Source organism: Comamonas sp. MYb69, from assembly GCF_037479315.1.
Taxonomy (GTDB): Bacteria; Pseudomonadota; Gammaproteobacteria; order Burkholderiales; family Burkholderiaceae_C; genus Comamonas.
In genome coordinates, this window is record NZ_JBBGZG010000013.1 from 32317 (window position 1) to 46257 (window position 13941).

Annotated in this window: 10 protein-coding genes; 2 read left to right on the top strand and 8 right to left on the bottom strand. The window is 63.9% G+C overall.

Annotation, left to right across the window (positions count from 1 at the left end; all coding sequences use genetic code 11):
* Positions 1–168 precede the first annotated feature (168 nt).
* The 4 genes from argB to WH303_RS17495 form a co-directional block, all read right to left on the bottom strand.
* Positions 169–1062: an acetylglutamate kinase gene (gene argB, locus WH303_RS17480; protein WP_116926370.1), complete on the bottom strand. Its 894-nt coding sequence runs from the start codon at positions 1060–1062 to the stop codon at positions 169–171.
* A 73-nt stretch (positions 1063–1135) separates the two neighbouring features.
* Positions 1136–2236, bottom strand: a complete 1101-nt coding sequence (locus WH303_RS17485; protein WP_021028956.1) for a glycosyltransferase family 4 protein — start codon at positions 2234–2236, stop codon at positions 1136–1138.
* Positions 2236–3030 (bottom strand): glycosyltransferase family 2 protein, encoded by a 795-nt coding sequence (locus tag WH303_RS17490; protein ID WP_339520045.1) that lies wholly within the window; start codon positions 3028–3030, stop codon positions 2236–2238. The genes WH303_RS17485 and WH303_RS17490 overlap by 1 nt, the downstream gene beginning before the upstream one ends.
* 65 nt (positions 3031–3095) lie before the next feature.
* A complete protein-coding gene (locus WH303_RS17495; RefSeq protein WP_339520047.1) occupies positions 3096–4001 on the bottom strand; it encodes a glycosyltransferase family 2 protein in 906 nt (301 codons plus the stop codon).
* A gap of 81 nt (positions 4002–4082) precedes the next feature.
* On the opposite strand from WH303_RS17495, the gene WH303_RS17500 reads away from it, so the two are divergent.
* Positions 4083–7781 carry a methyltransferase domain-containing protein gene (locus WH303_RS17500; RefSeq protein WP_339520049.1) on the top strand — a complete coding sequence of 1233 codons (3699 nt, stop codon included), beginning with the start codon at positions 4083–4085 and terminating at the stop codon, positions 7779–7781.
* 65 nt (positions 7782–7846) lie between these two features.
* Complete coding sequence (locus WH303_RS17505) at positions 7847–9886, top strand: glycosyltransferase family 2 protein (RefSeq protein WP_339520051.1); 2040 nt, start codon at positions 7847–7849, stop codon at positions 9884–9886.
* Positions 9887–9928: 42 nt separating this feature from the next.
* Here the strand turns inward: WH303_RS17505 and WH303_RS17510 are convergent, their stop codons facing one another.
* From WH303_RS17510 to WH303_RS17525, 4 genes are read right to left on the bottom strand one after another with little or no spacing between them, the layout of a single operon-like run.
* Positions 9929–10795, bottom strand: coding sequence for a class I SAM-dependent methyltransferase (locus WH303_RS17510; RefSeq protein WP_339520053.1), 867 nt, complete (start codon positions 10793–10795; stop codon positions 9929–9931).
* 37 nt (positions 10796–10832) lie between these two features.
* Positions 10833–11702 carry a class I SAM-dependent methyltransferase gene (locus tag WH303_RS17515; protein WP_339520055.1) on the bottom strand — a complete coding sequence of 290 codons (870 nt, stop codon included), beginning with the start codon at positions 11700–11702 and terminating at the stop codon, positions 10833–10835.
* A gap of 11 nt (positions 11703–11713) precedes the next feature.
* Positions 11714–12592 (bottom strand): class I SAM-dependent methyltransferase, encoded by an 879-nt coding sequence (locus tag WH303_RS17520; protein WP_339520057.1) that lies wholly within the window; start codon positions 12590–12592, stop codon positions 11714–11716.
* A gap of 42 nt (positions 12593–12634) precedes the next feature.
* On the bottom strand, positions 12635–13930 hold the full coding sequence (locus WH303_RS17525) for an ABC transporter ATP-binding protein (RefSeq protein ID WP_339520058.1): 1296 nt from the start codon (positions 13928–13930) through the stop codon (positions 12635–12637).
* Between the last annotated feature and the right edge of the window lie 11 nt (positions 13931–13941).

Here is a 13941-nt window from a genome sequence, read left to right on the forward strand (position 1 = left end):
TCCCAACACCGCCAGGTATTTTTTATTGATAAAAGTAAGGCACTCGCCTCACAGGTTGCCAGCGCAACCTTGGGCCCTCTGTAACATCTTACTGCAAAAGAACTGCAGAAAAATGATAAAAATCATGTGCATTGCTAGATGCACAAATCAATTACGCAATCAAATGTATCAATAACTACGAATCATTGTTCCGTAGGCCGTGTCAGTCAAAATTTCGAGCAGCATCGCGTGTGGCACGCGGCCATCGACAATATGCACGGCATTGACACCGCTCTTGGCGGCATCGATGGCGCCGGCCAATTTAGGCAGCATACCACCCGAGATGGTGCCGTCCTCAATCAGTTCATCGATCTGGCGCGAGGTCAATTCGGTCAGCAGCTGGCCCTGCTTGTCGAGCACCCCGGGAATATTGGTCAGCAGCATCAGCTTTTCCGCCTGCAGCACAGTGGCCAACTTGCTGGCCACCACATCGGCATTGATGTTGTAGCTCTCGTTGTTCTCACCGAAGCCAATCGGGCTCACCACGGGGATGAAGGCGTCGTCCTGCAGCGCCTTGACCACGCTGGGGTCGATGGACAGGATGTCGCCGACCTGGCCGACATCGTGCTCGACCGATGGATCCTTGTTGTCCTTCAACTTGAGCTTTTGGGCGCGGATCAGGCCGCCATCACGGCCAGTCAGGCCCACGGCCTTGCCGCCGGCCTGGTTGATCAGGCCCACGATGTCCTGCTGCACTTCGCCGGCCAGCACCCATTCGACCACTTCCATGGTTTCGGAGTCGGTCACGCGCATGCCCTGCACGAACTTGCCTTCCTTGCCCAGGCGCTTCAAGGCGTTCTCGATCTGCGGGCCACCGCCGTGCACCACTACAGGGTTGATGCCCACCAGCTTGAGCAGCACCACGTCTTCGGCAAAGTCGGCCTGCAGCTCGGGGTCGGTCATGGCGTTGCCGCCGTACTTGATGACCATGGTCTTGCCATGGAACTTGCGGATGTAGGGCAGTGCCTGCGCCAGAATTTCAGCCTTGTCGCGCGGGGCAATGGAGAGAGAAGGAGTCGTCATGGTTGCAGGCCTTTACAGCAGCGGAGAAGATGCAAAACGCGCATTGTGCCCCAAAGTGCCGCCTGCCTGCTGATCAGCGAATCCAGCCTGGTAGCTTGAAGCGCACGATCACCAGATAGGCAGCGACATAGGAGACACAGAACAGCGCACAAAAACCGATGAGGATATAGGTGTTGCGCCAGAACAGGACCGCCGGCACCACGGTGAGCAAAGTGAACGCCCACAAATACGGCGCAGTCCGGTTATTGCGGCGCAGCATGCGGCGGGCGGCGTTTTCATCGAGCACGCTGCGCACGATACGGCGGTAGATCAGCTGGTGCAGGTGCAGCGCGTCGGCCATGCCCGGCGAGTCGCCGCGCGCGAGCTTGCGGTAGATGGAAAACATGGTCTCCCAGACCGGATAGATGAGCAGCAGCATCGGGAACCAGGGCGAGACGATGGGGTGGCGCTGCACCAAGGTGATGCTGCAGAAGGCGATCACGATGCCCCAGACATAGGCGCCGCCATCGCCGGCAAAGAGCTGGCCCATCGGGTAGTTCCAGAACATGAAGCCCAGGGTGGCCGCTGCGGTGATCACCAGGATCGCCGCCAGCTCGCGGTCGCCCAGCTGCAGCGCCACATGGGTGAGCGCCGCGCAGATGATGACCGCCACCATGCCTGCCAGGCCGTTGTAGCCATCGATGATGTTGAAGGCATGGGGCAGGCCGGCAATGGCCAGCACGGCCAGCGCCATGCCCAGCCAGGGCGCGGCGCTCAGCGCCGTATCGAGCCAGACCAGGCCCATGCGCGGCACGGTCATGCCCAGCAGGTAGACGGCCAGCAGGCCGGTCAGCAGGGTCAGCACCAGGCGGTAGCGCACCGTCATGCGCTGGGTCATGTCCTCGGCAATACCGCCAGCCACCGCCGGCAGCATCGCCATGAAGAAATACAGCACCCACTGGTTCCAGTGCAGTGCATTGCCGTAGTAGCCCCACCAGTTCTGCAGGCCGGCCACGCCCACCGTCAGCACCAGGCTGACAAACATGGCCAGACCGCCCAGCCGGGGGATGTTGCCCATGTGGAAGCGCTGGGGCAAATCCTTGCCATAGCGTTTGGCATGGCCGCGCATGCGGCGCACGATGAAACCCGCGCCAATGAGCGTACAGAGAAAAGCGACCACTGCCAGGAAAATCATTATTCAGTCATCGTGAGTGCTGCCGTGGGGGTGCGCCGGAGCAAGGCCCGGGCGCGCCAAAAAACTGCCGAGGCCCACAGCCGCAGCAAGCTGCGAATATGCCACAAAGCATGGCGGGCCCGGCGGTGGCTGGCGCGCTGGCCGGCATGGCCTATCACGCAATCAGCACGCGCCAAGGTCCAGCCCGCCAGGCGCAGGCGCAGGCACAGATCCACATCCTCGCAGTACATGAAGTACGCGGTATTGAGCCCGCCAATGCCCTGCCAGACGGGGGTGGGCAGCAGCCACATCGCGCCATTGACCCATTCGGCCCGGGTCTCGCGCCGTTTGACCGCATAGCGGCGCAGCAAGGACCAGGGGGTGGGCAGCTCCCGCTCGCTGTCCTGCAGATGGCCGTTTTCATCCACCTGCATCGGGTAGGCCAGGCCCACGCCCTGGCGCTGCAGCGCGCGCACCAGCGCGGGGAAGGGGTTGCCACCGCGCAGGTCCACATCCGGATTCAGCACGCAGACCAGGGGCTCGGTGGCACCGGCCAAGGCGGCATTGTGGTTGGCCGAAAAGCCTTGGGGCACGCTGTTGTGGCGCAGCTCCAGCACAAAAGGCCAGCCGCCTGCAGGTGCCAGGGGCGCAGGCTCGGGCAGGTTCAAGGTCAGCACCACGCGGCTGACACCGTTGCCGCCAGCGCCGTGCAGCGCCAAGGCATCGAGCAGCTGCTGCACCATCGCCCCATGGCCATGGCTGACGACAGACAGGGCGATAGCGGGAAGGAGCGGGGAGGTGGGGCTGGCGGACATCAGCGGGCATTATCCATCAGCGGCCCGCGCTGAAATCAGCCCAGCGCGCCAGTTGTAACAGCGCCTCAGTACAGGCGCAGCGCCAGCAGCACACGCAATATCAAGGTGTCGACCTTGCTCATGCGCCAGTAATAGCGTTGGGCCGAGGCACGCAGCGCCGTCGTCCAGCTGCTGCGCGAGCGGATCAGCATGCGCAGCTGGCGGCGCTGGGCATCGGCCAGGTCTGCGCCATGCAGCTGGTCGAACTCGCTCAGCTGGTCGATCCAGCCCGGGCCCGCCTGGCGCAGCCGGCGCCAAAAGCGCTGCACGCGCGCCCATTGGCCCGCCAGGCCCTGCTTTTGCATGCCGATGGTGTTGCTGCCATGCTGGCGGTAGAGGATATGGCTCTCGCTGTCGAACACCACCTGACCAAAGGCCGACACCACCAGGTAGGCCCACCAGTCATGCGCCAGGCAAAAGCCGGGGCGCTGCGCCAGCAGGCGCTCGCGCGCCGCGCGGTTGAGGGCCATCGTGCAACCGGTCGCAATGTTCTGCACCAGCGCATTGCCCCAACCAATGCAGCGGCGGTCGTAATCGGGCGAAGGGCCGATGGGCTGCAGATCGCGGTCCACATACTGGGTGCGCGAGCAGTAGAGCGCGGAGCCCTGTTCGCCTTCCAGCAGCGCCAGCGCGCGGCTCACCTTGCTGGGCAGCCAGACGTCATCCTGGTCACAGAAGAAATAGAAGCCATAGCCCGCGCCCACGTTTTGCAATAATTCGTAAAAACTAGCTACAAAACCAAAGTTCTCGCCGGCCTGGATGTGGATGTTGGGATGGATGCTGGCATAGCGCCGGACAATGGCCAGGCTCTGGTCACTGGAGCCGTCATCGCGCACCCAGATATCGCAACCCGCATGGCTTTGCGCCAGCAGGGAATCGAGCTGCGCAGGCAGAAACCGCTCGCCGTTGTATGTAGACAATAGAATTGCCACACGATTTTGCTTGTCAGTCATTCATCTTTCACCTGCATCTGCAGGCCTATCTCGGCAGAATTCCTACCCATTCCCATATCCATGACCCGCGAACACCACGTCTACACCCGCCACATCGATCTCCAGCAGCGCAGCTCGCTGTCCGTGCTGGCGAACAAGATACCGCCGGGCGCCCGTGTGCTCGATCTGGGCTGCGGCCCCGGCGTGCTGGGCCAGTACCTGCACGAGCACAAGGCCTGTACCCTCGATGGTGTGACGTTCAGCGCCGAGGAGGCCGCGCTCGCCAGGCCGTATTATCGCGATCTGGCCGTGGCCGATCTGGAACAGATCAACCTGGCGGAGGCTTTTACGCGGCGTCAGTATGACTATATCGTCTGCGCCGATGTTCTGGAGCACCTGCGCCAGCCCGAGCAACTGCTGGCCGACTGCCGCGATCTGCTGGCAGAAAACGGCGAAATCCTGGTCTCGATCCCCAACGCCGGCTACTGCGGCCTGGTGATGGAGCTGATGCAGGGCGAGCTGCGCTACCGCGAAGAAGGCCTGCTCGACGCCACCCACCTGCGCTTTTTCACCCGCCAGTCGCTGCTGCGGCTGATGCAAGCGGGCCAGTGGAGCGTGCAGTCGATCGAGACCATCGACCGCCCGCTCGACGAATCCGAATTTGCCCGCACCACCGCCGACAGCCTGCCGCCCGCCGTGATGCGCTACCTGCTGGCCCAGCCCGATGCGCTGGCCTACCAGTTCATCTGCAGCATCCGGCCCAGCAGCGATGCCGCTGCCGCCCAGGCCCATGCGCTGCTGGCGATCGAGAGCGAGGCCAACACAGCGCATGCCAGCTTCACCACCAACCTGTACTGGGCCGATGCCGGCCAGTTCAGCGAATCGCACAAGCTGATTGCCAAGGGCCAGATTGGCGCCCTGCAGCAGAGCATTCGCTTTGCGCTGCCGCGCTTTGAAGGCGCCCAACCCAGCCTGCGCTGGGACCCGGCCGACCGCCCTGGCTTTTTGCACCTGCATGCGATGCGCCTCTATGACGCCAGCGGCGCGCTGCGCTGGCGCTGGGACGCCGACCAGCCCGAAGCGCTGGCCCAGGTGCCGCACAGCCAGATCAGCTGGCAGCCGGCCCCCGCCACCGCGCCGGGCAGCACCCTGCTGTTGCTGACCGGCGATGACCCGCACCTGCACCTGCCGATTGACCCGGCGCTGCTGCAGGACTGCCTGCAGACCGAGGGCGCCGTGCTGGAAGTGAGCCTGGGCTGGCCCATGTCGGCCGACTACGCCGCGCTGGCCGATAGCGCCCAGGAGCTGCAGGCCCGCATCCGCCATGCCGACACCGAGGTGCTGCGCGCCCAGCAGGCCCAGGCCGATGCCCACACCCAGCTGCGGCTGCTGCAGGCCCATATGCAGGCGCAGAAAGACAACCTGGAAGCCGCGATTGCCCAGCAGCAAGAACATATCCAGGGCCAGCAGACCCATATCGGCAACCTGCAAACCCATCTGGGCAATATCGAGGCCTCGGAGGCCTACCGCGTGGGCCAGAAACTGGCCAGCGCCAAGGCCCGGTTGCGCGGCCGGCCTGCGCCCGCCCCGGCCGTCGTGCATGTGCCCGAGCCAGAGCCTGTGCAGGATGCAGTGCAAGCAGTCGATGCAGCGGAGATGATCGCTGAGGTGCAGGATGAGACCCTGCTCGCCGTCGTGGTCGAGGAAGCAGCGCCCGCTGACACCCTGGCCGAGCCGGTGCGCCCGCTGGCAGCCGCCCAGCCCGCGGCCATGGTCGACATCATCGTCCCGGTGTACCGGGGCCTGGGCGATACGCAGCGTTGCCTGCAATCGGTGCTGCAGGCGGCGACGCAAACCAACAGCCAGCTGGTGGTGATCAATGACGCCAGCCCCGAGCCGGAATTGACCGCCTGGCTGCGCGAGCTGGCCCAGCAGGACAGCCGTGTGCAGCTGCTGGAGAACGACAGCAACCTGGGCTTTGTGGCCACCGTCAACCGCGGCATGGCGCTCAACCCCAGCCATGATGTGCTGCTGCTCAACAGCGACACGGAGGTGTCGCACGAATGGCTGGACCGCCTGCACCGGGCGGCCTACAGCGCCACCGACGTGGGCAGCGTCACGCCGCTGTCCAACAACGCAACGATCTGCAGCTACCCGCGCTTTTGCGAAAAGAATGCGCTGCCGGCCGACGCCGATCTGCTGCGCCTGAACCACCTAGCCGCCAGCGCCAATGCCGGGCAGACGGTCGAAGTGCCCACCGGCGTGGGCTTTTGCATGTACATCCGCCGCGACTGCCTGGCGCAGACCGGCCTGTTCGATGTGGCGCATTTCGGCAAAGGCTACGGCGAAGAGAACGACTTTTGCATGCGCGCCCATGACCTGGGCTGGCGCCATCTGCTGGCGCTGGACAGCGTGGTGCTGCACACCGGCGGCGTCAGCTTTGGCGACAGCAAGACGCCGCGCGAGCAGGCCGCCTACCAGACCCTGCTGCAACTGCACCCCCGCTACGACAGCCTGGTGCAAGCGCATCTCAAGGCCAACCCGGCCCAGGCCGCGCGCAATGCCATCGACAAGGCGCGCCTGCGCCAGCACCCGCTGCCGCGCGTGCTGATGGTGCTGCACAACGCGGGCGGCGGCACGCTGCGCCATGTCAAGGAGCTGGCCCACAGCCTGCGCGACCGCGCGGTATCGCTGGCCCTGACCCCGCTGGAAGACAACTACATCCGCCTGCAGTGGCTCGATGCCGCCGAAGGCTATGACGAGGAGTTCCACTGGCCTACGCAATCGGAAGCGCTGGTGGCACTGCTGCGCGAGCTGGGCGTGAGCCATGTCCACTTCCACCACCTGATGGGGCTGAACCTGGAAGTGATGCGCCTGCCCGAGCTGCTGGGTGTGCGCTATGACTTCACCGCCCACGACTACTACGCGATCTGCCCGCAGATCAACCTGATGGAGCCCACCCACAACCCGCGCTATGCAGCCTTGGGTGTGCCGCAGTGCCCGCAGTGCTCGGGCGCCGAGCCGGCGCCGACTGGCGAGTACATCGATGCCTGGCGCATGCGCCACCGCCTGTTCCTGAACCAGGCGCGCTATGTGCTCGCGCCCAGCAAGGATGCGGCACTGCGCATGCACCAGTACTTCCCCGATGCGCCAGTGCGCTATGTCACGCACCATGACATCCCCGATGCCGCCTCGCTGCCTGTGCCCAAGGGCCAGCCGCTGGCGCCCCATGCCCATCTGCGCGTCTTTATCCTCGGCGGCGTCAGCCTGGCCAAGGGGGGCGATGTGATGGAAGCCGTAGCGCTGGCCGCCGCCCAAAGCGAAGCGCCTGTCGAGCTGCACCTGCTGGGCTACCCGCACCGCCGCATGCGCACCCAGCCCCATGCCAGCCTGACCATCCATGGCCCCTATGACGATGCCGACCTGCCCGCGCTGATGGCGCGCCTCCAGCCCGATGTGGTCTGGTTCCCGGCGCTGTGGCCCGAGACCTATAGCTACACCTTGAGCGCCTGCCTGCAGGCGGGGGTGCCGGTGATCGCGCCCGATATCGGCGCCTTCCCCGAACGCCTGGCAGGTCGCCCCTGGACCTGGCTGCGCCCCTGGAGCACCTCGGCCGACGAATGGCTGGCGCTGATGCAGGACATCCGCCAGCACCAGTACGTTGACGGCCAGCCACCGCTGCCGGCGCCGGCGGCTGCGGTCGAGCGGAAGGCCCAGTACCTGCAGCCCTGGAGCTACGGACACGATTACCTGACGGGCCTGCGCCAGTCTGCCAATTAAATAAAATGCGCCAATAGTGCTTGCAAATCAAGCACCCACCGCTACAAAAAACAAAGAGCCACTCCTTGTCATCCACTCTCTCTACCTTGCGCAAGCTGCCCCACAAGCTGCGCCAGCTGGGCCGCAGCCTGTACCTGCTGGCCGCCGATCCACGCCAGTTGGGCAGCAACAGCCGCAGGCTCTGGCGCGCCTGGCGCACGGGCGGCACCCAGATGCTCAAGCACCAGCTGCTGTCGCTGGGCCATCCCGATGCACCGACGGTGCCCGTCGCCCCTACCGATGCCTGGCAGGACTACCAGCAGCGCCTGGCCAGCGAAGTGCTGCCCGTGCTGCGCGCCGAGATTGCCGCGTTAAAGCAGCCCGTCAGCATCTCCATCCTGGTGCCCACCTACAACACCGACCCGGCCATGCTCACCGCGATGGTCGACTCGGTACGCGCCCAGATCTACCCGCACTGGGAGCTGTGCATTGCCGACGATGCATCGCCCAAGCCCCATGTGCGCCAGATGCTGCAGGAGCTGGCCGCGCAGGAGCCGCGCATCAAGCTGCACCTGGGCGAGAACAACCATGGCGTGTCGCACGCCAGCAACCGGGCGCTGGCGCTGGCCACGTCTCCGTTTGTCGTACTGCTCGACCATGACGACCTGCTCCAGCCCCAGGCCATCTACCGCGTCGCCCAAAGCGTCATGGCCGATGACCCGGACATGCTGTACTCGGACGAAGTGCTGGTCAGCCCTGATGGCAAAGAGGTGCTGCAGTACTTCCACCGCCCGGCCTTCTCGCCCGAATACCTGCGCAGCCACCCCTATATCGTGCACATGGTGGGCTTTCGCACCGCGCTGCTGCGCAGCCTGGGTGGCTTTGACGAGGCCTTGGGCATCTCGCAGGACTACGACCTGATCCTGAGGATCAGCGAAGCGGCCAGCCGCATCGTGCACCTGCCGGAGATCCTCTACCAATGGCGCACCCACACTGGCTCGGCCGGCCACGACAAGATGGCCCAGGTGATGAGCACATCGACCGCCGTACTGCAGCGCCACCTGGACCGCAGCGGCGTGGCGGCGCGCTCGGCCCCCGGGGTGTCGTTCAACTTCTTTGAAACGCAGCACCAGATCGCCGATGGCCAGCGCGTGGCCATCATCATCCCGACCAAGAACTACGGCAGCCTCGTGCGCCAGTGCGTGGACAGCATCCGCGCCACCGTGCAGCATGCTGCCTATGACCTGATCGTGATCGACCATGCATCGACCGAGCAGGCCAGCCTCGACTACTTTGCACAACTGGAGCAAGAAGGAACCGCCACCGTGCTGCGCTACCAGGGGCCCTTCAACTTCTCGGCCATCAACAACTGGGCCGTGCGCCAGCTGACCCGCCCCTACAGCCACTACCTGTTCTGCAACAACGACATCGAGGCGCTGGAGAGCGGCTGGCTGGAGCACATGCTGTCGCAGTGCCAAGACCCGAGCGTGGGCATGGTGGGCGCGCAGCTGCTCTACCCTGACCGCACCTCGATCCAGCACGCCGGTGTCTGCGTGGGCGCCTTTGGCATCGCCGAGCACTATGGCAAGTTCCTGAAGCTGCCGCCCGACCGCGTCGACATCGCCTTCATGGGCCGTTTGGTGAGCACGCACGAGGTATCGGCCGTGACCGCTGCCTGCCTGTTGATGCGCAAGGAAACCTTTGATGCCATCGACGGCTATGACGAAAAGCTGGCCGTGGGCTTTGGCGATGTGGACCTGTGCCTGCGCACCCTGCAGCTGGGCTGGCGCGTGCTGTACTGCCCGCAGGCCACCTTGGTGCACCATGAGTCGATCACCCGGGGCAAGGCCGAAGGCTATGACCCGCACCCCGAGGACTCGGCGCTGTTCGCCAGCCGCTGGCGCGATTTTCTGGACCAGGGCGACCCGTACTTCCACCCCGCATTTGAAGTGCGCCATACCTGCTGGCTGGTGCGCACGCCGCTGCACTGTGAGGCCTCGATCAACCGCCGGCTCTTTAGCCGCAGCGGCCTGGGCCAGCGCATGCAGCGCCTGAGTTACAGCGCCAGCGTCTCGGCACCGCTGCAGCCGGCAGCAGCTGCGGCAGGCACCCAACCCGCCGCCTGACGGAAAACTGGCCGGGGCCCAGAGCGGGCTGCCGGCCAGCGGTCAAACGGGGCGCTGCAGCAGCAAAAAGATCTCGTTGTTGGTCAACACCTCACGCGGGTACTGCGCCAGCAAGGCCTCGGGCACGGGCCCCGGTTCATAGTGGCGGCGCTCTTCGCGTGCCACCGTAAAGCCGGCTTCCTTGGCCAGCGCCACCAGCTCATCGGCGGTCAGGCGGTTGAGCTCCTGGTATTCCTTGAACACAAAGCGCTTGTAGCCCTCCGGCCCAAAATCGGCAAAGCCAAAGTCCACCTCATCGGGGCTGAGTTCGCCGTCGTAAGCTTCAATGACCTTCCAGAGCGCATCTTCGTCCACCAGCAAGTGGTGCCAAGCCACATCGTCATAACGGCGTAGGTGCGAGCCAAAGGCCGAGTAGAACAGCGGCTCAATCTGCAAGAAGAAATGCCCGCCGGGCTTGAGGCAGGCCAGCAGGTCTTTCAGGATGGGCAGCAGCTGGTCGCGCTGCACATGCTCAAAGGTCGACCAGCTCATGATGCCGTCATAGAGCGGCGCCTGGCCCGCCAGCGGCGCGCTGGGCGTGATGGTCTGAAAACTCAGCGCCGCCGGAATGCGCTGCATGCCCAGTTGCTCCTGCGCAATGCGGGGCAGCTTGGCGTATTCCTGGCGCACATCGATGCCGTGGATGGCCCCCGCGCCATGGCGCAGCACCAGGGCCAGATCGGTGATGCCATCGCCGCAGCCAAACTGCAGCAGCCGGGCGGTACTTACATCCATCACTGGGCTGAGCCACTGCGCCACCACATCGGATGCGTAGTGGAAGTGAGAACGGAACCATTCGTCGGTAATTCGGCTGTCGTCCCAGGGGGAGAAGCCCAAAAATCTGTCCTGCAATCGGCGCAGCAGTTGCATGGCATCGTCCTTGTGTCGTTCCTGCCCGGCGCGCAGCTCAGGCGGGACGCTGCATCATTAAAAATATCTCGTTGTTCACCAGCACCTCACGCGGGTAACGCTGCAGCAGTGCTTCCGGGATTGGCGCAGTGGGTTCGGTGTCGCCACGCTTCTCGCGCAGAATGGCAAAACCGGCCTGTTTGACAAGCGAGACCAACTCGTCCGCCGTCAACTTGTTGAGCGCCAGGTACTCATCGAAGATGTAGCGCTTGTACTTCTCCATTCCCAGGTCTTCGAGCGCCAGATCTGCTTCGTCCGCCTTGATCGCATCGCGGTGCGCCTGTACGGCTGCCCACAGCTCGTCTTCGGAGGCCAGCAGATGATGCCAGGGCAGCTCGCTGAAACGACGCAGGTGTGAGCCGTAGGCCGAGTAATACAGCGGCTCGATCTGCAGGAAAAAGTGGCCTCCTGGTTTGAGGCATTGGTAGAGGTCGCGCAGGATCGGCAGCACCTGCTCCCGATTCACATGTTCAAACACCGACCAGCTCATGATGCCGTCGTACAAGGGCTTCTGGCCAGCCAGCACCTCACCGGGCTGGATGGTTTGATAGCTCAGCGCGGCGGGCAGGCGGGCCATGCCCAATTGCGCCAGCGCGACTTCGGGAAGCTTGCGGTAGCCCTGCATAACATCCACACAGTGGATGGACCGTGCACCGTGGCGCAGCACAATGCCCAGATCGGTCACGCTGTCACCGCAGCCAAACTGCAGCAGCCGGGACTGTTTGACATCCAGCACACTGCCTATCCACTGGTGGGTGACGTCGGCGGCGTACTCAAAATGGATACGAAACCATTCGTCGGAAATCTTGCCGGCATCCCAAGGGGACATACCCCAGAGGCGTTCACGCAGTCGATCCATCCAAGCCATCAGACGCCTTTTTAAAGTGGCCGCTGCAGGACAAAGGCGTCCTGGTGGTTCCAGAAATGTACGGGCGAGAAGCTCAGCAGCTTGTCCAGCCCCATGACCGCATCGATCTGTTCGCGCACGAACTGCTCGGAGGTAAAGGTCAGGCCATACTCCTGAAAATCGATCGCGTTCGACTCGCTGAATGGGGTGAAGAAAAAGCCCTCCTCATCCAGCACGACCCGGTCATAGGCCGTCGCCTTGGCGCCGTGGGTGGTGAAGACCAGCACGCCGCCAGGCTCGACCAGGTCGTACAAGGCCTTGAGCCAGGTGTTCCAGGTGGCGCGCGGCAAATGGGTGAAGAGCGACAGCACAAACACCACATCGTATTGGCGCGGCGCCTGCAGCTCCTCAGGCTTGGAAACCGAGGCAAAGCCCTGCACACCAAAAGTCACCTTCGCAAAGGCCACACCATCGGCCACCACATCCGAGACCGTCACACGCTCAGGGCCCAAAGCCTTGGCCAGATGCCGCGTAAAACGGCCATGCCCGCTGGCAAATTCAAGAAAATTCCGGGTTCCCATCAGAGGCTTGTCCACGCTCTCCAGCAAGGTCATCAGCTCGGCAAGGGTGCGCCAGCCGTCGGCCAGGTAGTCCCGCAAGGGGTTGTTGCTCGATGGGTGACCGCAGAAGAAACCAAAGATATCGTCCTTGTCGGAGATGCTGCAGTCAAGGCCGAAGATATTGCTGAAGCAGCCGTCCAGCCCGTACTGTTCAATCAAGGCATGCGCCTGTAGCAAGGTTGCCTTGTCAGCGCGGGCGCGCAGGAGCAGCTCAGAGGCCCCAGCACGATTGCCATCGGCCAGCAGCTGCATGGCATCATCAATGAGCGGATGTTCGGAGCTCGTGGTCATAAAGATTAGATTGGAATGCGCTCGCCGGCCAGTGCGCAGCGCTCAGCTCCAGGAATGCGGGAGGCGAACGAGGCCTGGCAAGGGCTTGGGGTACACAAACCGGAAGGTCTGGTACTGGAACCAATGATCATACACCGCGAGGCCGGAGCGATCGAACAGATAGGCGCTCACGGTGTAGTCCCCGCTGTGCAGTGGCAAATCGGTAAACCGTAGCACCGATTGCCAGCTTCCATCGTGCTGACGTACCGGCTCAGCCCCCTCTTCGTGGGTGGCAATGCAGGTGATGCCCACGCCATCCTTTTGCTCCAGCATGAAGCCCACATTGGGCACCTCATCACCATTGCCGCGCACCTTGATCGTCACCACCAGGTCATCACTGCGCAGCACCGGGGGATCACCGCCATCCAGATTCTCGATATCGGCAGACAGGATGCAGGCACCTTCGTGCGGAACGACCCGGCTGGTATCGGGCGGCTTGACGACGAAGGGCGCATCCGGGGCATCGGGCGGACCAGCCGAATCCGGATGGTCTGACGTAGCCAGAGCGTCCGTCGGCGCATCTTCACCCCACTGCAGGCGGTCTTTCTCCTTTTGCAAATTGCGGGTGCGTGCATCGTAGGCCGCCAGCACCGCCTCGGTCTCGCCAAACATCTGCACCTGGCCCTGCTCCAGCCACAGTGCGGCATCGCAGAGATGGCGGATATGGTAGGGGCTGTGCGAGCAAAAGAGGATGGTGCAGCCCTTTTGGCGAAAGTCCAGAATGCGCTCGATGCATTTTTTCTGAAAGCTCTGGTCACCCACGGCCAGCGCCTCATCGACGATCAGCACATCGGGCTGCACGGCAGTGACCAGCGCAAAGGCCAGGCGCACATTCATACCCGAAGAATAGGTTTTCACCGGCCGGTCGATGGCATCCTGCAGCTCCGAGAACGCAATTATCTCGGGCTCGAGCTTGCGCATCTCCTCTTGGCTGATGCCAATCAGGCTGCCGGCAAAGTACAGGTTGTCGCGGCCGCTGAAATCGGGGTGAAAACCAGCGCCCAGCTCCAGAATCGCGGTAATGCGGCCCGAGCGTTCAATCGAGCCTGCGGACGGTTGCATGGTGCCGGCCAAGAGCTTGAGCAGCGAGCTCTTGCCCGCCCCGTTGTCGCCCACCACGCCAATGCACTGGCCGCGCCCCAGACTGAAGCTGACATCGCGCAGCGCCCAGTGGCTGCGATGCATGGCCCGCCCAGTCAACAGCGCCTTGACGCGCTGGCGCGGCGAATCATAGAGCTTGTATTCCTTGCCCAGGTTTTTGACCACCAGCACCGCAGCAGCCTCTTGCGTCTTTGCCATCTGCACGCCCG